We start from the raw sequence: 21,089 nt of genomic DNA, 5'->3' as shown, positions 1-21,089 counted from the left end.
GCAGACTTCTCCCTCTCATACCAACGAGATCCTAGAGGCGGCCGCCCAGACCACCCAGGCGCCGACGGCGCGCGAGAGCCACGAATGCACCACCGGCGAGGATGAGCCCGCCCGCGATCGCCATGATCATCGTCGGATCCATACCGGTGCGCGGCAGATGACCGCCGGCATCGCTGCCCGAGCCGGCATTGTCATCGGCATTGCTCGAGGCACCGTCTGACGAACCACGTGCAGACGATGATCCGTCCGAGCTGCTCGACGAATTCGCGCCGTTGCCGGCGGTCCCTCCGCCTGCGCTGTCGGTACCGTCGGAGCTGTCGGAGCCGCCTGCGCTGTCGGTTCCATTAGAGCTGTCGGTTCCATCAGCGTCAGCCGAGGATTCGTCGCCTCCGTTGTCGGCATTGCCGCCGCTGTCCGAGCCGCTGTTCTCACTGGCACCCGCATCGCCGCCATCATCGGCCGCGTCGAAGAGTCCGACGACAACGGGGTCATGGTCCGAGGCACGGAACTGGTCAGGAGCGTAGAAGTCGCTGATGTTGTAGTTGAAGCGGCTGTACTCCAGTGCCAGGGCTTCGACCGAGTTGATGTTCCAGACATCTGCACCGGTGATCGCGTCGAAGGCACTCGATGGCTCATCCGCCTGAGCCCCCGCAGCACCTGAACTGTCGAGCGCGAGCACATGGTCGAGGCTTCCGGTCCGCCCCTGGTAGACGTAGGTCGACTTATCGGTCTTCTCAGCTGCGACGTCCTTGAACCCGGCGTCGTAGAAGACCTGCATCGGATCTTCCTGCGTGTAGGAGTTGAAGTCGCCGAGCATGTAGACGAGGTCGGTGTCGGCAGCCTTCTGCTGATCATCGGAGAAGCCGACGAGAGCCTTCGCCTGCTTGACACGATCGGCGTTCGACGCCCCCTGCCCGTCGCCGGTGTCCTCGTTGCCCGGACCTTCGCCGGAGCCCTTGGACTTGAAGTGGTTCGTGATCGTCACGAAGGTCTTGTCAGCTTCTACCTCACCGGACTCGTCCTTCGGAGCGAAGGCCTGTGACAGCGGTTCGCGCGCGTTCGAGAACGCAGCCTGATCGTCGAGGATCGTGGACTCGTTCTGCGGAGCCACCTCGGCAGGTTGGTAGATCAGCGCCGTGCGAATGACGTCCTCATCAGCGGGCAGCTTCTCCGGGGAGGGGACGAAAGCCCACTTCTCGGTTCCGGCCGCTTCGTTCAGGCGTGTGACGAGAGTCTGCAGGGCGGCATCGCGGTCTTCGCCGAACTTTGCGGAGTTCTCGATCTCCATGAGTGAGACCACCGAGGTGTCGAGCTTGTTGATCGCGGTGACGATCTTCGTCTCCTGCCGCTTGAGGCTCTGGGCATTCGCCGCGCCGCGGGCATCGCAGCCGCTGCGGACAGTGACGTGGTTGCCCTCGCGGTCGTCGTAGTAGCTGCAGCCCTCCAGCTGATCGCCGGTCGTCGTGAAGTAGTTGAGGACGTTGAAGCTGGCCATGCTGATCTGACCGCCGACTGCTTCCGGCGCATCGGTGCGTGTGTCGGAGAAGTGCGTGGGTTGCACGGCATCGGCGTTGTCGCCGGTCAGACGCGTCGTCGGCTGGAAGCGCCACTTCTCATGGTCGAAGCCGAGGACCACCGGTGAGGTCATCGTCGCCTTCGCCCCAACGCGTACAGGTGCGTCGTTCGAGACGTAGGGCAGCGGCACGTCCTGGTCGTTCTTGAGGTAGTTCACGGTGGCGCCGTCGTCGAGGATGACCTCGCGTTCGAGGTTGTCGGCCTCAATGGCCTTGGCCTCGTCTGTGCCGGGGCGTTCGACGTCCGTGGGCTGCAGCAGGGTTCCCTTGCCGGTGGCCAGGACGACCTCGCCGTAGGTGTTCGTGTTGTAGTTGTCGGCAACCGTCATCTCGCCGCCCGGCTGGAGAAGCATGCCTTCGAGGGCTTCACGCTCAGCAGCGTCGCGGGGGAATTCGTCGTCGACCGGCTTGACCGCCTCGGCGGCCTCATCCACGGGGGTGAGCCCCTTCGCGGAGACGGAGATCTGAGTCTGTCCATAGCGTTCGGAGACCGAGCCGGTGAGCTCGACGTAGTCGCCGATGTTGACGTCGGCGACGGTGTCGGGGGAGTAGACGAACACGCCGTCCGATGCTCCGGGGGTTTCGTCGTCGGCACCGCCGGTGCCCGGGGTCTGCACGAAGTAGCCGTTGAGCCCGCCGGTCGGATAGGAAGCGGTCACGACGCCGCGCGTCTTGACGGTTGTGCCCGCCAGAGGGCTCTCATCCCCGGTTCCCTGGATGTCGGCGATTGGAGTGAGATCCTCAGGTGTCGGCTCGTCGCCGCCGTCTCCGCCGTCACCATCGTCGCCGGGAAGCGCATCTGGGGTCGGGGCTGCGGACTTCCACGCTCCGCCGATGAGCTGGATCGACTCTCCGCCCGAGGCGGTCGCACCGGTGGGTTCCGCGTCCTGGCCGACAACAGCCTCGGGGGTGTTCTTGTTCGACTTCCCCGTCACGCCCTTGCCGTCGACAACTCCGCCGACCTGGGCGAACGAGATGAGTGCGCCGTCATCGTCGATGGCATAGGCGCTCGAACCGTAGTCGCCGTCGGCAGCGGAGCCCGACTTCACGGAGTTCGTGATGGGGACCTCGACAGCCAGTGCGCCCGAGTCGCCGACGGTCGTGCCGTCGGGAATGGTCGTCGTGTTCTCTTCAGCTTGGACACTGCCGCCGCGGGTGACGGATCCGACGGTCCAGCCCGAGACGTCTGTGCCGGTGTCGGCTGCGATCTCGATGAAGTCGGTGTCGAGCGTGTAGGCGATCTCGCTGATGTGGGGTGCGTCGGCGGCATGGGCCGGAGCGAGCGGAAGGACGAGGCCGAAGCCGGCGACGAGGCTGAGCGCCGCGCATGAGGAGGCCGTCTTGGAGACTGTCATGTGAGCCTTTCGGGAGGTCTGAGCACCGCGCACGGAATCGGCGCAATCTCCTGCACACTATCCGGCGACACGTCGACTTCGGTGGCGATCATGTGAATACGGTGTGAACTGACTGTACCCCGGATCACTGACACAGAGGAGTGGCGTCGGCCTCGTATACAAGAAGCTCACCTGCCAAGCGGGCTTGCTCTATCAGACGAGGCAGGCCCTGGCCGGAGCGGAACAGGCTTCACCCGACCACGGAGGACATCGTCGTCCTAGTCCGCCGTGGTCGGGTCCTCTCTGTCTGCGAACAGATCGCGGAGACCGGGGGCTCCTGGCTCAGGCCTTGAGCTCGGCCGCCAGGTCGCGGAAATCGCGGCTGGGATTGCCGAAGCGGTGCAGTGTCATCGACACAGCCTGCTCCTGCACGTAGTACCGCATCTCCACCCGCCCCGAGGAGGTCACGGGCTCATCGATGACCGCGACCTCTGGACGTGGTGCGGTGGCGGTCAGCAGCTCGGGCTCCTGATGGCCGAGGACGCGGATCCGGGCTCCGACGGAATCGTCGTACTTCCCGTCGCCGACCATCTCGGCGAACGTCGCTGCGGACTCGGTGCGGGCTGCGACTGAGGCATTCGTGACGGCGATCTTCACGGGAGCGGGAACATCCTCGGCGACCGAGAGCTGAACTGTCGAGCCGACGGACTTCGCAGCATGCAGGGAGCGTTCGAGGTCGAACAGCGACGCCGTGGCTGTCACGCGCAGGGTGACCGGACGCGGGCGATAGCGGAAGATGTTGGCCTCCGAGGTCAGTCCGCTGGGATCCTTGGCCGCACCGAACTCCGCGGCCAGCCAACGCTCGTCGTCGGCTGTCGCGAGCTCGAGGTTCTGTGTCGTGTCAGTGGCGCCCGGCAGACTCGAGGGATCGTCGGAGTAGTGGCCGAAGAGCATGAGGTAGTTCGGACCACCGGCCTTCGAACCGAGCCCGACGGATGACTGCTTCCAGCCGCCGAACGACTGGCGGCGCACGATCGCGCCGGTGATTCCGCGGTTGACGTAGGCGTTGCCGACCTGCACGCGGTCGAGCCAGGTGCGCACCTCCTCGGGGTCGAGGGAGTGGATGCCGCCGGTGAGCCCGAAGTCGACGGCGTTCTGGAACTCGATCGCCTCGTCGAGGTCGCGGGCGTGCATGAGGCCGAGCACCGGGCCGAAGACCTCGGTGAGGTGGAAGAACGATCCCGGTTTGACGCCGTCCTTGATGCCGGGACTCCAGAGGCGCCCGGTATCGTCGAGCTGCTTGGGTTCGAGCAGCCAGGATTCGCCCGGCTCGAGAGAGGTCAGGGCGCGTTCGAGTTTGTCGGAGGGGTCTTCGGTCAGCGGACCCATCGTGGCGGAGAGGTTCGTGGGCCAGTCGACGATCATCGACGAGGCGGCGTCGATGAGCTGACGGCGGTAGCGCTCGGAATCGTAGGTGGATCCGACCATGATCGCCAACGAGGCTGCCGAGCATTTCTGCCCGGCGTGACCGAAGGCCGAGTGCACAAGGTCGGCGACCGCCAGGTCACGGTCGGCTGCCGGGGTGATGACCAGGGCGTTCTTGCCCGAGGTCTCCGCATTGACGTGCAGATCGGGGCGGAACGACTTGAACAGGGCTGCAGTCTCTGAAGCGCCGGTGAGGATAACCCGATCGACGTCCGGGTGGGCGACGAGGTGACGGCTGAGATCCCGGTCGGCCGGAGTGCACAGCTGGAGGACGTCCTTCGGCACACCCGCCTCCCACAGGCAGTCGACGATGAGTGCCGAGCAGTGCGGAGTCGACTTCGACGGCTTGTGGATGACAGCGGATCCGGCAGCCAGCGCGGCGACCGTACCGCCGGTGGGAATGGCGATGGGGAAGTTCCACGGCGGAGTGACGACGACCATCTGATCAGGCGTGAAGGTCGCACCCTCGAGCTGCTCCAGCTCCAGCGCGTTGTGCGCGTAGTAGCGGATGAAGTCGATGGCCTCTGAGACTTCGGGATCCGACTGGGACGGCATCTTGCCGACTTCGGCGGCCTCGACGGCAAGGAACTCTCCGCGGCGTGCGGCGAAGACCTCGGCGGCGCGGTGAAGGATCTCCCCACGACGGGCAGCGCCCAACTCGCGCCAGGACTCGGCGGCCGTACGGCCCTTTGCGATCATGTCGTCGAGGGCCGCAGCGGATTCGACCTTCGGCGTCTTCGGACGGTCGTCGAGGTATCCGGGGGCGGTCGCCTCGGCGATGGTGTCCTTGATCCACTTCTGGTTCGCCGGCAGAGACGGGTCGGTGTCCGGTTCGTTGAAGAACTGGTCCGGTACTGGACCGGCGACATCCTCTTCAGTCGAACGATCCTGAGTCCGATTCGGAGCGGGCGCGGATTCCCCATCGACAGCGAGGATGTCTTCGAGCTGCTTGACGGCTGCTTCGAAGCGACCGGCCTCGCGTTCGAAGACCTCATTGCCGTTGGCGAGGTCGAAGATGCCGGACATGAAGTTCTCGGATGCCGAGTTCTCCTCGAGCCGGCGCACGAGGTAGGAGATTGCGACGTCGAACTCCTTCGGATGCACGGCCGGAACATAGAGGAGAAGGTCGCCGACGTCCTCGGTCACGGCGGCGGCCTGCTCTGAGGCCATGCCCTGGAGCATCTCGAACTCAACGCGGCCCGTGACCTGACAATCGGCGGACAGGTGGTGGGCGAAAGCGATGTCGAAGAGGTTGTGGCCGGCGACGCCGATGCGCAGGCCCTTCATCCGCTCTGGTGTGAACAGCCAGTGGAGGACGCGCTTGTAGTTTGCGTCGGTGGACTGCTTCGAATCGCAGGTGGTCGCCGGCCAGCCGGCGATCTCCGCGTGGACCGTCTCGAGTGCGAGGTTCGCTCCCTTGACGAGGCGGACCTTGAGGCCGACGCCGCCGTTGGCCACACGCTCGGCCGCGAATTCGCTCAGACGCTGGACGGCGCCCAGCGCGTCGGGCTGGTAGGCCTGGATGACGATGCCCGCCTCGAGGTCCTTGAACTCCGGCTCGGAGAGCAGGCGCATGAACACGGCAATGGTGAGTTCGAGGTCCTGGTATTCCTCCATGTCCAGGTTGACGAACTTCGCGCCGGTGGGTGCTTTCGCCGCCTGCTGGTAGAGGGGCCGCAGCCGTTCCACGACGTAGTCGACGGTGTCGTCGAAGGCCCACATGGAGATCTGCGAAGCGACCGAGGAGACCTTGACCGAGACGTAGTCGACATCCTCACGAGCCAGCAGACGATGGGTTTCTTCGAGGTGGTGATCGGCTTCGGCGTCGCCGAGGACGGCCTCGCCGAGGAGGTTGATATTGAGGCGGTGCCCACCGGCGGTCAGCGTCGAGACGGCTTTGCCGAACTGCTTGTCGCGAGCATCGACGACCATGTGTCCGACCATCTGGCGCAGGCGGGTTCTGGCCGCGGGGACGACGACCTGGGGGAGCGCACGGGCCAGAGCGGCACCGGTCTTGATCTGCGCGCGGTCGAGGGCGGACATCGTCTCGGGAGCGAGCTTGCCCACCTCCGCGAGAGCATCGGCAGCGGCGTGGACGTCATCGGTGCGCACGACCCGGTCGACGAATCCGACGGTGAAGTCCAGCCCATTGGGGTCCGAGAGGACTGCGGAGAGACGCTCGGCGGCGGGGTTCTTCGCAGCGGTCTTCGTCGTCGCCACGCGCAGCCATCTGCGGACCGTGTCGATGGAGCGGCTGGTGAGGGTGTCAAGATCCGTGTCGGTGTGCAGCAACTGTTCGTTCCTTTTCTGTTGGACGGCTCGAAGGGGAGCTGGCCGGGTTGGCTGGTCGCCGTTGTTCCGCGTCGTCATTGATCGTCGGAGGGTGATTAGCCCCCAGTATGCTCCGGTAGGTTCCGGAGCATAAGGACTCGCTTAGGATCACTGACATATTTGAGTCAGAAGTAATAGAATAGTGTGATGTATTCCGCTCAGATGCGACGCGACGCAGTTGCCGCGACCGCTGTGTCATCCATCGCCGAGGTGGCCGCTGAGTTCGCCGTGTCCTCGTCGAGTCTGCGTCGGTGGATGTCGAGGGCGGACCTCGAGGATCGCCCGCGCAGCGGCCGCCCGTCGATCCAGACCACGGCCAATCAGGTGGTCGAGGCGCTTGTGGGATCGGCCGGAGCGAGGATCTCCGGGAGGGACTATTCGACCCGAGCGCTTGCCGAGGCGACCGGGCTGAGTCAGAGCATCGTCTCGCGTGCCGTGCGTGAGATGACGGTGCCCCGCGAGCAGGTGCGGGGCAATGATGAGCTGACCGTCGTCGCAAGCGGGTTCCCTCTGCTCGTGATCGGCATTCGTTCGGTCGCCCCTACCTCTGCCTCTGCTGCTGCCTCTGCTACTGCCGCCGACGCTGTCGAGGACAGTGATGGTGACGGCGGCGCAGTCGAGGCGGGTGGCAGCGTCGTCTCTGCGCGTCGCGTCCAGCGCCGCATCGCCGGCCTCGTCGCGGCGGTGCGCTCGGCCGGCATCCAGCACTGGCGTCAGCGCTTCGGCAGCGAGCATCGGCAGACCGAGGCGGCGACGATGCTCGACCTGCTTCGGGCAGGAGTGGAGGGCGAGCACTTCGTCGTATTCGACCCGCTCGGGGAGACGAGCGCACTCCCGAAGGCCGACGGCATCGTCATCCATTCGGAGTTCGCAGATTTCGTCGGCGCGGCCAAGCTCGCTCTGGCGCGGTGCCATGACATCCCCGGTTCTCTTCTCGACCTTGTCGCAGCTCGAGTCAGGCACGGGTTTGAGGGCGTGCTGTGGCATAGGGAGAGTCCGGGTGAAGCTCCGAGAAGTTCCATTTCTTCTGACTCAATGGAGATCTCTTCGTGGTTGCCGAAGGAGACGAGGTCCATCACAGAACACCTCGCGATCGCCCTGCGCGAAGAGATCATCGACTCCGGCTACCAACCCGGTGACCGGATCAGCCCGCTGCTTCTCTCGCGCCGCATGCAGGTGCCTCGGGCCTCGGTGGATGCGGCCCTGCGCAGGATGGTCGACGACAAGCTCCTCGACGGTTCCCGCGGAGGCGCAAGGATCCCGCTCATCACGACCGTCGACGTCCTCGACCTGTATGCAGGTCGCATGGCTGTGGGCGAAATCCTTCTGAGGTCGCTGGCCCTACAGCCGAAGCGGTATTTCGTTCCGGTCCAGATAGCGCTTCGCCAGGTGGAAGCCGCGGCCGCAACGAAGAGCGGCGTCGACGTCGAGGATGCCGACCTCCACTTCCAACAGGAGCTCGCCCGAGCCTCAGGGCTGCGGCAGAGTGCGCGGTCGTTCGAGTCACTGACTTTGCGTCTGCGGCTATTCATCTCCGTGCTGCAGCTCGACTACTCGCCCGCCAGCGACCGCATCCTCAGCGACGACCGAGTGATGCTGCGAGCTCTGTCTCGCGGGGATGCGGAGAGTGCGATCGTAGCCTGGCGGGGGAAGGTCGACAATGCGGTGCGGCACATGGCCGGTCTCTTCGCCCGACGGCGGTTCGACCAAGAGCTGTGGACCCAGCTGACTCGACGGCCCAACTGACTTGACGACCCAGCTGACTTGACGACCCAGCTGACTCAGCGACCCAGCCGAACCGGCGCCCCGATTGACTTAGCGGATGACGGCCCGGTGGACCACCTCGGCGCGGGACGGCTGGTATAGATTTGGGGAAAGTCGAAGCCGAAAGGGATAGTTGAACCGTGGAGACCTTGATTGTGGGAGTGGCCGGCGGCACCGGCAGCGGGAAGACGACTCTGACCCAGGCACTGTTGGAGAAGTGCGCGGGCCCGCCCTCGGTGCTGTTCCACGACAACTACTACAAGCGGCGGGACGAGCTGACCTACGAAGAGCGCGAGAGGGTCAATTACGACGACCTCGACGCCTTCGACAACGACCTCTTCGTCGAGCACCTCACGGCCCTGCGGGCGTCGAAATCGGTCGAGAGCCCGGTCTACGACTTCTCGATCCACAACCGCAGCGATCGCACGACGCTCGTCGAACCCTCGCCCGTGATCATCGTCGAGGGCATCCTCATCTTCGCCGAACCGCGGATCTGCAATCTGCTCGACATCAAACTGTTCGTCGACACGGACGCCGATGTCCGGTTGCTCCGACGGATCAAACGCGATGTCGTCGAACGCGGACGGACCCTGCAGTCCGTCGAGGACCAGTACCTGGGGACGGTGAAGCCGATGCACGAACTCTACGTCGAGCCTTCGATGCGCAACGCGGACATCATCATTCCTGATGGCGGGCACAACATCGTGGCTATGGACATGGTGCTCAACCGTATCCAGCGGGACCTCCGATAGGGATCTCGTCGACCGCGCTCGGATAGAGGGACAGGCCGAGTAAGAGAACTGCCTGTCTCAAGTTCTGGTGTCAGTACTGACTTGTAGTGTCTTCACATGGACACTCAGGACGTCCCCACTCCGCTGACGGAGCTCGATCTGCTCGATGAGATCGATCGCTTCGCCCGAATGCTGCGCGAGTGTGAGCCTGCAACGACGGAGCTCTCCACGCTCGCTCGGATCACTGCGTTTGAAAGCCTGAGATCGACGGTCGCCTCGGCACAGTCGCGAGAGGCTGTGACGTTCGAAACGCTGCGTGCCCGGCGAGACGCGCTCAACGACGTGCCCGCCCGTGAACGTGGCGTGCGTGCGGGCGAAGAGGTGGCACTGGCAAAGAAGGTCTCGCCCGGGGCCGGTCGGAAGTTTCTGGCGAATTCCCGTGCGATCGTGACTCAGCTGCCGAATACCTTCAAGGCGCTCGCCTCCGGTGAGATCTCCGAGGACAAAGCACGCATCATGGTCGACGAGACGTCGACGCTCGATGTCGTCGACCGGGGAAAGGTCGATACGCGTATGAAGATGAGCCTGGGGCCCGTTGGTCTGCGCAGTCTGCGCACCGAGGTGCGATCGTTGGCGATGGAGATGAACGCCGAGGTGGCCGCTGAGCGAGCAGAGAAGGCGATCGCCAGTCGACGGGTGACGATGACTCCGCTCGATGACGGGATGGGCCGGGTTTCTGCGATACTTCCCCTTGAGCAGGCGCTCGCGGCCTATGAAGGGCTGAAGGCTGCGGCAGATTCGGCGCTGGCTGCCGGCGACGCAGACGGTCGTCGGCACAGTCAGCTCATGGCTGACACCTGTGTCGAGCGGCTGACTGGTCAGACATCGGCCACAGCAGTGCCGACCGAAGTCCACGTTGTCATCGAAGCGGAGTCTCTGTTCGCCGACGGAATGGTGCCGGCGTGGATGCCGGGGTTCGGACCGCTGCCGGCGAAGACGGCCAGGAGCTTCCTCGCCTGCAATGAGGCTGAGATCTTCATCCGCCGGATGTTCACCCGTGTCACCGACGGTCAGTTGGTGGGAGCGGAGTCCCGCGGTCGTGCCTTCACCGGACGACTACGGCAGATGGTCGTGTTTCGCGATGATCTGTGCAGAACGCCGTGGTGCGATGCTCGGATCAAGCACGCCGATCATGCCGACAGCTATGCCACGGGTGGCGAAACATCGTGGGAGAACGGGTCAGGGCTGTGTGCCGCCTGCAACTACGCGAAGGAACATCCGGGCTGGACTCACAAGGCCACGGCGGAAGGGCTGAACGTCATCACACCCAGCGGCCAAGAGCACGGAGTGACGACTGGCCCGTTCGTCAGACGGATGAAATATCCACGACGCCCATTCGTCGACGATCCACCCGATTCCGGACAGGCTACTGCAGCTGAGGCCGATAGTCCCGAAGAACGAGCCGCAAGAGATTCAGCGGGTGGCGGTGTTGCCTCCGAGTGGAGGCAGAAGTTTGCAGGGCTGCTGGCACCGAAGACGTCGGATCGAACAAAGTCTCCGCCGAAGCAGGAAGTTGACCAGGAGGGTGAGCCTGACAGCTTCGAGGTGGAATCGCCTGGGGACCAGGCCGCAGAGATCTCCGCGCAGCGGGAGGTTGAGCTTGATTTCCTCCCGATCACCGAAGCGGAAGCGCGCCAGCACGCAGCAGTGCAACGCGCGGAGGTTGTGCAAGAGAATCTGCCCGAGCCCGAGTGGACACCTGACGCTGAGTTCGTGGAACTGGTCGTGTGCATTCCGCTTCCACCGACTTTGCCGGCCAGATACGGCGAACGCTCAGAGACGTTTCGTCCACCGCAGCGACAGCGGCAAAGGAGCAGCGGTCCCAAAAGGCCGGTTGGGGAGACTCCAAAGGACAGCTGTGTCGAAGCGAGTCTGCATGACGCTCTCTGCCGTGCCGGCTGATGCGGGGCAGGCAGCGCGTGTCGGATCTGGAACATGCCCGTCATCTCTGACACACGTGGGCGACGGAGACTGAGTGGCATGGAGACCGAGGGGCAGCAGACGAGTTCAGGCGCTGGGCGGCAGACAAGCGTGCGTCCCGGCCGCAGACTGCCTGTGGACCGGATGACGATATTCGCCCGGCTGCTCCCATTGGCGGCGATTGCGGCGTGGGCGGTGATGATCTGGGTGCCGTTCCTCGACAGCAGAACGACGACCGGACCGGGAATCGTCTATACCTCCTTGGGCGAGCTTCCGCTCTCGGGGCAGAACCTGATGGCAGAGTTCCTGCTCGTCTGGGGCCTTATCGGGGCCTGTGCCATGACTGCGTGGATGTTCAACCCTCTCAGGACTTGGTCGGTGGTGACTTTCGTCGTAGGCGTGGCCCTGATCGTGTTTCTGCTGGCGATGGTGTTGGACCCTCCGATTCTCATGTGGGACGGTCAGGATGAGCAGGGGCGCCCGACTGGTGGAATGGCAGTCGGCTACCCCGCACCCGGATCGATCTTCTGGGCGTTGGGCAGCTGTGCGCTGATCGCTGCTGGAATCTGCGGATTGATCGGTGGGTGCCGTCGTCGGCGCTGAAACGATCGTCGCCGCAGCACACCCAGGCACAGCGCCCCTAGCCACAGCACCCTTTCACACCGAGCGATGCCGACACAGGAGTGCCCTCAGGCTGGGCTGACCCAGAAGGCTGAGGGCACTGACTTCATCGCTGAAGGCGCATCACTTCTCGGAGAGGAATACTCCTTCGAAGAATTCGCTGATCTCATCGTGAGCGTCCAACGGGAAGATGCCCGAGACGTACTGGTCAGGTCGAACGACGACCACGGCACCGTCACGGCTGATTCCGCGCTCCTCGAAGATGTCCTCATCGGGCAGAGTCGCGAAGATCTTCTCTACGTATTCGAGATCGAACTCGCCCACGTGCGGGCGGAAGACTGTCGGGACGTCGGGGAACGAGAACTCCGTGTGCTCCTGCTGGTAGACGACGCTGAGCTCGACGAGTGCATCGAGGTCCTCGCCCTCGCGGCGATACCTGACCAGAGGCGAGGCCGGATCGAATTCGAGCCATTCGGCCAGCTGCGTGACCTTCGACGTATCAGGTCCGGGCGCTCCCGTCTTGCCAGTCGAACTCGTCCTGCCTCCACCGACCGTCGGCGCCGCCCCATCGGCGAAGACGTAGATGCGCCAGCGGCCGTCGGCCCTGGCTTCATGACCCAGATGAACGAAATTGGAGTCGCAGGTGCGTTGGACTCGCGCCGACTTGAACCTCTTGCCCACAGGGAATCCGCTGGCCAGCTCCTGATGACGGGGGGCTGTGGTGATCATCGATTCCGCGTACTCGGTCATGAACCCGGCGGGGAACTCGGCAGTCTTGACGTAGAAGTCCTGCAGATAAGTCTCGTCCGGCAGGTCTTCCTGCGGAGTCGCCATCAAAGTCGACCATTCCTTGTCGAAGTCGATGAGGTTCTTCGCGGCAACTTGGCGCTCGGCGGAATAGGTGCGCAGCAGTTCGTGTGATGACCGTCCTGACAGCACCTGACCGAGCTTCCACGAGATGTTGAAGCCGTCCTGCATGGAGACGTTCATGCCCTGACCGGCCTTCGCCGAGTGTGTGTGGCAGGCATCGCCGGTGATGAACACGCGCGGGCTCGGCGAACCCGGTGTCGTGTCGTCGGTGTCGTCGAAGGCATCCGTGAGTCGGTGCCCAACTTCGTAGACGCTGTGCCAAGCGACGTTCTTCACGTCGATGCTGTAGGGGCTGATGATCGCGTTGGCCCGGGCGATGATGTCGTCGACGCTCGTTTCCCGCACCTTGCGTGCATCGTCTGCGGGGACCTCTCCTAGGTCGACGTACATACGGAACAGATGGCCGCCCTCGCGAGGAATGTGGAGGATGTTGCCGTGTTTCGAGGAGATCGCGCACTTCGTGCGGATGTCGGGGAAGTCTGAGTTCGCAAGCACGTCCATGACGCCCCATGCGTGGTTGGCCTGGTCGCCGGTCATCGTCCGGCCGATCGACTTGCGCACGCCCGAGCGGGCGCCGTCGCAGCCGATGACATAGCCGGCGCGGATGGTGCGCTCCTCACCGGCGCGCTCGCCGGCGGTGTAGCGGACCGTGACCGTGACGGGATGATCGGAATCGGCTGAGCCGGAGGTTCCGGAGCCAACGCCCACCTCGGCGACCTGCAGATCGACGAACTCGATGCCGTAGTCGGGGGTGATCCGAGCGGGGGACTGCTTGGCGAACTGCGCGAAGTAGTCCAGGACTCGTGCCTGGTTGACGATGAGGTGCGGGAACTCGCTGATTCCGGCCTCATCGTCCTTCGGCCGACCGGTGCGGATAATGTGCTCGGGGTTCTTCGGGTCCGGATTCCAAAAAGCCATATCGACGATGTGATAGCCCTCGCGCATGATCTCCTCGGCGAATCCGAATGCCTGGAAGGTCTCCACCGACCGTGCCTGGATGCCATCGGCTTGCCCGATGACGAGCCGAGAGTCGCGCTTCTCGATCAAACGGGTGTTGACCTCCGGGTACTGGGAGAGCTGTGCCGCGGCGATCATGCCTGCAGGGCCGCTGCCGACGATGAGGACATCGACCTCGTCGGGCAGTTCCTCTGGGCGATCGATCCCGTAGCCTGCGGCCGCTTCGATCCGCGGATCAGCGGACACATAGCCGTGCTGATGAAAATGCATGTCAACCTCCGGTTTGTCACACGTCCTCGTGATTACTAAATACTATCAGTTCATATACGATCTTCCATCGAGTGAGTGACTTGCCGCACAGATCATGTGTTGACGCGGCTGACCCCGAGCGGGTGCCGATGATCGGACTCACGGACCGCGCTTCTGTGCGGCCGGGGCCAGCATGATCGCAGTCGCTCCAGCCGGGTAGAGGGCCGCCGAGGTGGTCGTTCCCGTGGATGCGACCAGTGCCTTCGTGATCGCGAGGGCGAAGGCTTCGCCGGCGATCGAACCGATCGCGTAGGAGGCCGGGGCAGCCGCGAATCTCACTCTGGACGGGAAGGGCAAGGAGACGATGATCGAATCGTCCGTCGGCAGGAAGCCGATGCCGACGGTGGTGAACGCCGTCTGCCCTTGGGTGGCGCGTCTGACGCACCGTGACTCCTATGTCTGTTGTCGCCGGCTGCACTGCTGTCGGTCCGGGTTCTGGTGCAGGTACGGGTGCGGGTGCGGGTGCGGCGGTGCCGATGCCAGTGCTTTCGCGCCGAAGACTGTGATGCGGGCCCTTGTTCCCCAACGCCGCATCATATACGATTCTGAGAGAATCCAATCAAAGTGAGGTGTGAGGTCGATGTCGACTCCAGCTGGAATTCCTGTCACTCCGGGCAAGGTCATCGCCGTCCACGTGGCATATGAGTCCCGTGCTGCTCAGCGCGGCAAGCGGCCCGCACAGCCGTCTTACTTCCTCAAAGCCACCAGCTCGCTGGCGGCGTCGGGAGATGCGATCGAACGCCCGGCCGGAACTTCGCTGCTCGCCTTCGAGGGTGAGATCGCGGTCGTCATCGGCAGGCAGGCGCGCTACGTCTCCGAGGAGGACGCCTGGACCCATGTTGAGGGCGTGACCGGGGCCAACGATTTCGGTCTCTACGACATGAAAGCTCCGGACAAGGGCTCCAACGTCCGTTCAAAGAGCCGCGACGGCTACACGCCGCTGGGCCCCGAGATCATTCCCGCCGCCGAGGTGGATCCGCAGTCCCTGCGCCTGCGCACCTGGGTCAACGGGGAGCTCGTCCAGGACGACGGATCGAGCGCACAGCAGCTCATCTTCTCGCTGCCGCGGATCGTCGCCGATCTCAGCCAGCACTTCACCCTCGAGCCCGGTGACGTCGTCCTCACCGGCACCCCGAAGGGCTCGTCCGTCGTCGTCCCCGGGGACACGGTCGAGGTCGAGGTCACGACCACCTCGGCGAGCACGGGAGCTGAACTGAGCTCGGGCCGCCTCGTCACACCAGTCATCGAGGGTCGCGGCGACTTCGACGAATCGCTCGGCAGTGTTCCTGCCGTTGACGAAGCCCTGCAGATCGATGCCTGGGGATCCCGCGAAGCCGCCGGCCTGGCACCGCAGAACGCTGACAACCAGAACGACGCCGCACGGCCAGCATCCCAGCCCCTGAGCGCAAAGCTGCGCGAGAAGCTGGGCGAGGCTCCTACCGCCGGCCTGTCGGCTCAGCTGCGTTCGCGCGGACTCAACAACGTCGTCATCGACGGTGTCTCGGCCCTGGTGCCCGGCACCAAGGTCGTCGGCACCGCGAAGACACTGCGCTTCGTGCCCAACCGTGAGGACCTCTTCAAGTCCCACGGCGGGGGCTACAACGCGCAGAAGCGAGCATTCGACTCTCTGCAGAACGGCGAAGTCATCGTCATCGAGGCGCGCGGCGAATCCGGGTCGGGGACGCTCGGCGACGTGCTCGCTCTGCGGGCGAAGGCGCAGGGAGCCGCCGGTGTCGTCACCGACGGGGGAGTCCGGGACTCCGCCGAGGTAGCCGGAATCCTGCCGGTGTTCGCGACCGCGAAGAACCCGGCAGTCCTCGGGCGCAAGCATGTGCCGTGGGAATCCGATGTGGCCGTCGCCTGCGGAAACGTCACAGTCCTGCCCGGCGATGTGATCGTCGGAGACGACGATGGAGTCGTCGTGATCCCGCGCGATCTCGCCGAAGAAGTCGTCGACGCAGCGCTGGCCAAGGAGATCGAAGACGGTTGGGTGGCCGAGCAGGTCGCTGCCGGCAATCCGATCGAAGGCCTGTTCCCGCCCAAGGGTGAGTGGAAAGAGAAGTTCGAAGCCTGGAAGGCCGCGCGATGAAGACCGCCAAGTCAGCCGACGAGACGACGGCTGAAATAGCCACATCCCCGGCGGCCTCGCTGAGCAAGGCCGAGTCCGCGTACCGGTGGATCCGCGAGCGCATCGCCGATCAGACCTATGAGCCCGGACATAAGCTCGTGCTTGCGCAGATCGCGGTGGAGTTCGACACCTCGGTCGTCCCGGTCCGTGAGGCCATCCGCCGGCTCGAAGCCGACGGGCTCGTGACCTTCGAACGCAACGTCGGGGCGCGGGTGGCGATGGTCGACCAGAGTTCCTACGTGCAGTCGATGGAAGCCGTCGCGATCCTCGAGGGGGCAGCGACAGCGCAGGCTCTGGAGTTCCTCAGCGACGAGGACCTTGACGAAGCAGAGGCGATCAACGAGCGCATGCGGGCACTGCTGACGAACTTCGATCCGACGGAGTTCACCCGCCTCAACCACGAATTCCATGCTGCGCTGTTCCGGCGCTGCCCCAACGAGCGGCTGCACTCCTTGGTCACCGTCGAGTGGGACCGTCTGGCGCACCTGCGGAACTCGACATTCTCCTTCGTGCCCGACCGGGCTGGAGGGTCCGTCGACGAGCATGCCCGCATCGTCGCACTCATCCGGGCCCGCGCCTCGGCGGAGGAGATCGAACGCGTCGTGCGCAGCCACCGGTCGGCGACCCTGCGCAGATACCAAGAGGCTCAGTCCAAGAGCCCAGCAGCCACACCAACCGCAACAGCCTAAGCAACCACCCAGAGAGAAGAGGACATGTCATGACCGATGTCACCACAGCTCCTGCCGGTCTGCCCGAGAAGATCCGCCACTACATCGACGGACAGTTCGTCGACTCGCTCGACGGCGAGGAGTTCGACGTCATCAACCCGGTGACCAACGAGCCGTACATCAAGGCCGCCTCCGGGAAGAAGGCCGACATCGACCGGGCAGTCGCCTCGGCGAAGAAGGCCTTCGACGAAGGCCCATGGCCGACGATGCTGCCGCGTGAGCGTGCCCGCGTCCTTAACAGGATCGCCGATATCGTCGAGACTCGCGGCGACGAGCTCGCAGCGATGGAGTCCTATGACTCGGGTCTGCCGATCACCCAGGCGAAGGGTCAGGCCAACCGCGCCGCGGAGAACTTCCGGTTCTTCGCCGACCTCATCGTCGCCCAGGTCGATGACGCGTTTAAGGTGCCCGGTCGCCAGGCTAACTATGTCAATCGCAAGCCCATCGGCGTCGCCGGGCTCATCACCCCGTGGAACACCCCGTTCATGCTTGAGTCATGGAAGCTCGGCCCGGCGATTGCGACCGGCAACTCGGTCGTGCTCAAACCGGCCGAGTTCACTCCGCTCTCAGCCTCACTGTGGCCCGGGATCTTCGAAGAGGCAGGCCTTCCCCGGGGCGTGTTCAACATGGTCAACGGCTTCGGCGAAGAGGGCTATGCCGGAGACTCCCTGGTCAAGCACCCTGACGTCCCCCTCATCTCCTTCACTGGCGAATCGAGCACGGGTCAGACGATCTTCGCCAACGCCGCTCCTTGGCTCAAGGGCCTATCGATGGAGCTCGGCGGAAAGTCACCGGCCGTTGTCTTCGCCGATGCGGACCTCGACGCCGCGATCAACGCCACAATCTTCGGCGTATTCTCCCTCAACGGCGAACGCTGCACCGCCGGTTCGCGCATCCTCGTCGAAGAGTCGATCTACGACGAGTTTGTCGAACGCTACGCCGCCCAGGCCAAGCGCGTGAAGGTGGGTCTGCCCTCGGATCCCAGCACTGAGGTGGCCGCACTGGTCCATCCCGAGCACTATGACAAGGTCATGTCCTACGTCGAAATCGGCAAGGAAGAGGCTCGCCTCGTCGCCGGCGGTGGACGTCCCGAAGGATTCGAGACAGGAAACTTCGTCGAGCCGACCGTGTTCGCCGACGTCACCCCCGACGCACGGATCTTCCAGGAGGAGATCTTCGGACCCGTTGTCGCGATCACTCCGTTCAAATCCGATGAAGAGGCGCTGCAGCTGGCCAACAACACGAAGTACGGCCTCGCGGCCTACATCTGGACTTCCGACCTCAAGCGCGCCCACAACTTCTCGCAGGCCGTCGAATCCGGAATGGTGTGGCTGAACTCGAACAACGTCCGTGACCTGCGGACCCCATTCGGCGGTGTCAAGGCCTCTGGCCTCGGACACGAGGGCGGCTACCGGTCGATCGATTTCTACACGGAACAGCAGTCCGTGCACATCAACCTCGGCGAGGTTCACAATCCGGTCTTCGGGAAGCAGTGAGAGGAAAACACATGTCCCAAACAGTCCCTGTCCCAACCGTTCCGGCACCGGACATCGTCCGCTGTGCCTACATGGAGATCATCGTCACCGATCTCAAGAAGTCCCGGGACTTCTATGTCGACGTCCTCGACCTGCAGGTCACCGAGGAGGACGAGACGAGCGTGTACCTGCGCTCGATGGAGGAGTTCATCCATCACAATCTTGTGCTGCGCGAAGGTCCTGTCGCAGCGGTTGCCGCATTCTCCTACCGTGTGCGCAGTCCTGAAGACGTCGACGCCGCCGAGGCCTACTTCCGTGAGCTGGGCTGCCCCGTCAAACGCAGCAAGGATGGCTTCGTCAAAGGCATCGGCGACTCGGTGCGCGTGCAGGACCCGCTGGGTTTCCCGTACGAGTTCTTCTACGACGTCGAGCACGTCGAGCGACTGGCCTGGCGCTACGACCTCTATTCGCCGGGAGCCCTGGTCCGGCTCGACCACTTCAACCAGGTCACCCCTGATGTGCCGAGGGCTGTGGACTACATGGAGAACCTGGGCTTCCGGGTCACCGAGGACATCCAGGATGCCGAGGGAACCGTCTACGCCTCGTGGATGCGTCGCAAGTCGACCGTCCACGACACGGCGATGACCGGTGGAGACGGACCGCGTATGCACCACGTCGCCTTCGCCACCCACGAGAAGCACAACATCCTCGCGATCTGCGACAAGCTCGGAGCACTGCGCCTGTCCGACACGATCGAACGCGGCCCGGGCCGACACGGAGTTTCGAACGCGTTCTATCTCTATCTGCGCGACCCCGATGGTCACCGGATCGAGATCTACACGCAGGACTACTACACCGGCGACCCGGACAACCCGCGCGTGACCTGGGACGTTCACGACAATCAGCGCCGCGACTGGTGGGGCAACCCGGTCGTCCCGTCCTGGTACACGGATGCCTCGATGGTGCTCGACCTCGACGGCAATCCGGTCACACTCGTCCAGCGCACCGACGATTCGGAGATGGACGTGACGATCGGCGCCGACGGATTCTCCTACACGCGTCGTGAGGATGCCACGACCACATTCGGCGAGCACTCTGGCGTCGATGACGGTGAAGACGAGTTCAAACTGGGCCACCAGCTCTGAGGAGACGCACATGCTCGACGACACGACGATCACGGCGATAGCCGACGATCTGGCACAGGCCGAGAAGGACCGGACGAAGATCGGCCGGCTCACGGCGAAGTACCCCGACATGACCGTCGAGGACTCCTACGCCGTGCAGAACGAATGGCGGCGCCGAGGCGAGGCTGCCGGACGGAAGCTGTTCGGCCACAAGATCGGGCTGACGTCCAAACCGATGCAGCAGGCGACAGGGATCAGCGAGCCGGACTACGGCGTGATCTTCGCCGACCAGGTCTATGACACCGGGTCGGTCATCGACCATTCGCAGTATTCGGGTGTGAGGGTCGAGGTCGAGTTGGCGTTCGTCCTCAAGGACGAGCTGCGCGGTCCCGACGTCACTCTCATCGACGTCCTCCGCGCCACCGAGTACGTGGTGCCAGCACTCGAGGTGCTGTCCTCGCGGATCGAGATGGAGGGGCGCACCATCGTCGACACCATCTCGGACAACGCCGCGCTGGGGGCCATGGTCCTCGGCGGTCGTCCGGTTGCCGCCGACGCCGTCGACCTGCGTCGAGTGGGTGCGCTGCTCTATCGCAACGAATCCGTCGAGGATTCCGGCTTGGCAGCCGCTGTGCTCGACCACCCGGCTCGCGGAATCGTGTGGCTGGCCAACAAGCTGGCCGAGCACGGTGACGTCCTCAAGGCTGGCGAGACCGTTCTGGCGGGTTCGTTCACCCGCCCGATGTGGGTCAGCCCGGGCGACACCGTCCACGCCGACTACGGAGATCTGGGAGTCATCACATGCCGTTTCGAGTAGATCTGCCGCCGACCTTCACTCAGCGCGTGCGCGGGCTGGGCGAGGGAGAACACCTGGCCGGCATGTGGGTCTGCTCCGGCTCGCCGGTCGCCGCGGAGATCGCTGCGGCCTCCGGGATGCAGTGGGTGCTCATCGACGCCGAGCATTCGCCCATCGGCCTTGAAACCACGACCAGTCTGCTGCGCGCCATGAACGGATACCCCGCGACGCCCGTCGTGCGGGTGCCGGTCAACGATCAGGTGCTCATCAAGCAGTTCCTCGACCTCGGTGCGCAGAACTTGCTGGTCCCGATGGTCGATACCCCTACCGACGCCGAGGCGGCCGTGCGTTCCGTGCATTACCCGCCTCGCGGTGTACGCGGGGTGGGGTCGGCCCTGGCCCGGGCATCTCGGTGGAATGGCGTCCCGGACTACCTGGGCAGGGCCGCGGATCTCGTGTCCCTGACGATCCAGATCGAGTCGGCCACGGCTGTCGACAACGCGGCCGAGATCGCTGCGGTCGACGGTGTCGACGCGGTATTCGTCGGGCCCTCGGACCTCGCCGCATCGATGGGGCTCCTCGGGCAGCAGACGCATCCCGATGTCACCGATGCGGTGCTGCGGACATTCGACGCTGTCAAAGCCGCAGGCAAGCTCTTCGGCGTCAATGCCTTCGACCCGCAGCAGGCCCAGAAGTACCTCGATGCCGGTGCCTCGTTCGTCCTCGTCGGTGCCGACGTGGGGCTGATGATGAACGGCGCTCGTGCTTGGGCCGACAGGTGGGTGCAGGACTAGGGCATGTCTCCTTTATTGGCGGAGCCATGTCAGGATCGCGCTGATCACGACGGCCGCTCGATAGGTGATGGCGAGCTTGTCGTATCTC

The 21,089-nt window shown here is 64.5% G+C and carries 14 protein-coding genes; 10 read left to right on the top strand and 4 right to left on the bottom strand.

Going from position 1 to position 21,089, the window contains the following annotated elements:
• Positions 1 to 31 precede the first annotated feature (31 nt).
• Both MPN20_RS15460 and MPN20_RS15455 read right to left on the bottom strand, forming a co-directional pair.
• Positions 32 to 2,929, bottom strand: coding sequence for an ExeM/NucH family extracellular endonuclease (locus MPN20_RS15460; RefSeq protein ID WP_242783575.1), 2,898 nt, complete (start codon positions 2,927 to 2,929; stop codon positions 32 to 34).
• A gap of 321 nt (positions 2,930 to 3,250) precedes the next feature.
• Entirely contained in the window at positions 3,251 to 6,685 is a 3,435-nt protein-coding gene (locus tag MPN20_RS15455; RefSeq protein ID WP_242783573.1) for a bifunctional proline dehydrogenase/L-glutamate gamma-semialdehyde dehydrogenase, read from the bottom strand.
• 186 nt (positions 6,686 to 6,871) lie between these two features.
• On the opposite strand from MPN20_RS15455, the gene MPN20_RS15450 reads away from it, so the two are divergent.
• The 4 genes from MPN20_RS15450 to MPN20_RS15435 all read left to right on the top strand — a co-directional run bounded on the left by MPN20_RS15450 (position 6,872) and on the right by MPN20_RS15435 (position 11,802).
• A complete protein-coding gene (locus tag MPN20_RS15450) occupies positions 6,872 to 8,470 on the top strand; it encodes an FCD domain-containing protein (RefSeq protein WP_242783571.1) in 1,599 nt (532 codons plus the stop codon).
• A gap of 158 nt (positions 8,471 to 8,628) precedes the next feature.
• Positions 8,629 to 9,240: a uridine kinase gene (udk, locus tag MPN20_RS15445; RefSeq protein ID WP_242783570.1), complete on the top strand. Its 612-nt coding sequence runs from the start codon at positions 8,629 to 8,631 to the stop codon at positions 9,238 to 9,240.
• A 96-nt stretch (positions 9,241 to 9,336) separates the two neighbouring features.
• The gene (locus MPN20_RS15440; RefSeq protein WP_242783568.1) at positions 9,337 to 11,181 is read left to right on the top strand and encodes a DUF222 domain-containing protein; all 1,845 of its coding nucleotides are present in this window, start codon (positions 9,337 to 9,339) and stop codon (positions 11,179 to 11,181) included.
• Positions 11,182 to 11,343: 162 nt separating this feature from the next.
• A complete protein-coding gene (locus MPN20_RS15435; protein ID WP_242783566.1) occupies positions 11,344 to 11,802 on the top strand; it encodes a hypothetical protein in 459 nt (152 codons plus the stop codon).
• Between the two features lie 141 nt (positions 11,803 to 11,943).
• Here the strand turns inward: MPN20_RS15435 and MPN20_RS15430 are convergent, their stop codons facing one another.
• Together MPN20_RS15430 and MPN20_RS15425 are read right to left on the bottom strand one after the other, a co-directional pair.
• Positions 11,944 to 13,917 (bottom strand): FAD-binding monooxygenase, encoded by a 1,974-nt coding sequence (locus MPN20_RS15430; RefSeq protein WP_242783564.1) that lies wholly within the window; start codon positions 13,915 to 13,917, stop codon positions 11,944 to 11,946.
• A gap of 138 nt (positions 13,918 to 14,055) precedes the next feature.
• Positions 14,056 to 14,253: a hypothetical protein gene (locus MPN20_RS15425; RefSeq protein ID WP_242783562.1), complete on the bottom strand. Its 198-nt coding sequence runs from the start codon at positions 14,251 to 14,253 to the stop codon at positions 14,056 to 14,058.
• 283 nt (positions 14,254 to 14,536) lie between these two features.
• Here MPN20_RS15425 and MPN20_RS15420 point away from each other — a divergent pair, with 283 nt between their 5' ends.
• The 6 genes from MPN20_RS15420 to MPN20_RS15395 are packed head-to-tail and all read left to right on the top strand — an operon-like array spanning position 14,537 to position 21,001.
• Positions 14,537 to 16,045, top strand: a complete 1,509-nt coding sequence (locus MPN20_RS15420) for a fumarylacetoacetate hydrolase family protein (protein ID WP_242783560.1) — start codon at positions 14,537 to 14,539, stop codon at positions 16,043 to 16,045.
• Complete coding sequence (locus MPN20_RS15415) at positions 16,042 to 16,773, top strand: GntR family transcriptional regulator (protein WP_242783558.1); 732 nt, start codon at positions 16,042 to 16,044, stop codon at positions 16,771 to 16,773. Before MPN20_RS15420 ends, MPN20_RS15415 begins: the two co-directional genes overlap by 4 nt.
• 29 nt (positions 16,774 to 16,802) lie before the next feature.
• Positions 16,803 to 18,308, top strand: coding sequence for a 5-carboxymethyl-2-hydroxymuconate semialdehyde dehydrogenase (gene hpaE / locus MPN20_RS15410; RefSeq protein ID WP_242783556.1), 1,506 nt, complete (start codon positions 16,803 to 16,805; stop codon positions 18,306 to 18,308).
• An 11-nt stretch (positions 18,309 to 18,319) separates the two neighbouring features.
• The gene (gene hpaD / locus MPN20_RS15405; protein ID WP_242783555.1) at positions 18,320 to 19,432 is read left to right on the top strand and encodes a 3,4-dihydroxyphenylacetate 2,3-dioxygenase; all 1,113 of its coding nucleotides are present in this window, start codon (positions 18,320 to 18,322) and stop codon (positions 19,430 to 19,432) included.
• Positions 19,433 to 19,442: 10 nt separating this feature from the next.
• Positions 19,443 to 20,228, top strand: coding sequence for a fumarylacetoacetate hydrolase family protein (locus tag MPN20_RS15400; RefSeq protein WP_242783554.1), 786 nt, complete (start codon positions 19,443 to 19,445; stop codon positions 20,226 to 20,228).
• Entirely contained in the window at positions 20,213 to 21,001 is a 789-nt protein-coding gene (locus MPN20_RS15395) for an HpcH/HpaI aldolase/citrate lyase family protein (RefSeq protein WP_242783553.1), read from the top strand. The genes MPN20_RS15400 and MPN20_RS15395 overlap by 16 nt, the downstream gene beginning before the upstream one ends.
• Positions 21,002 to 21,089 lie beyond the last annotated feature (88 nt).

This window comes from Brevibacterium sp. ZH18 (assembly GCF_022748595.1).
GTDB lineage: Bacteria > Actinomycetota > Actinomycetes > Actinomycetales > Brevibacteriaceae > Brevibacterium.
Note: the sequence above shows the minus strand (reverse complement) of the source record. Positions and strands in the feature narration are given on the sequence as shown.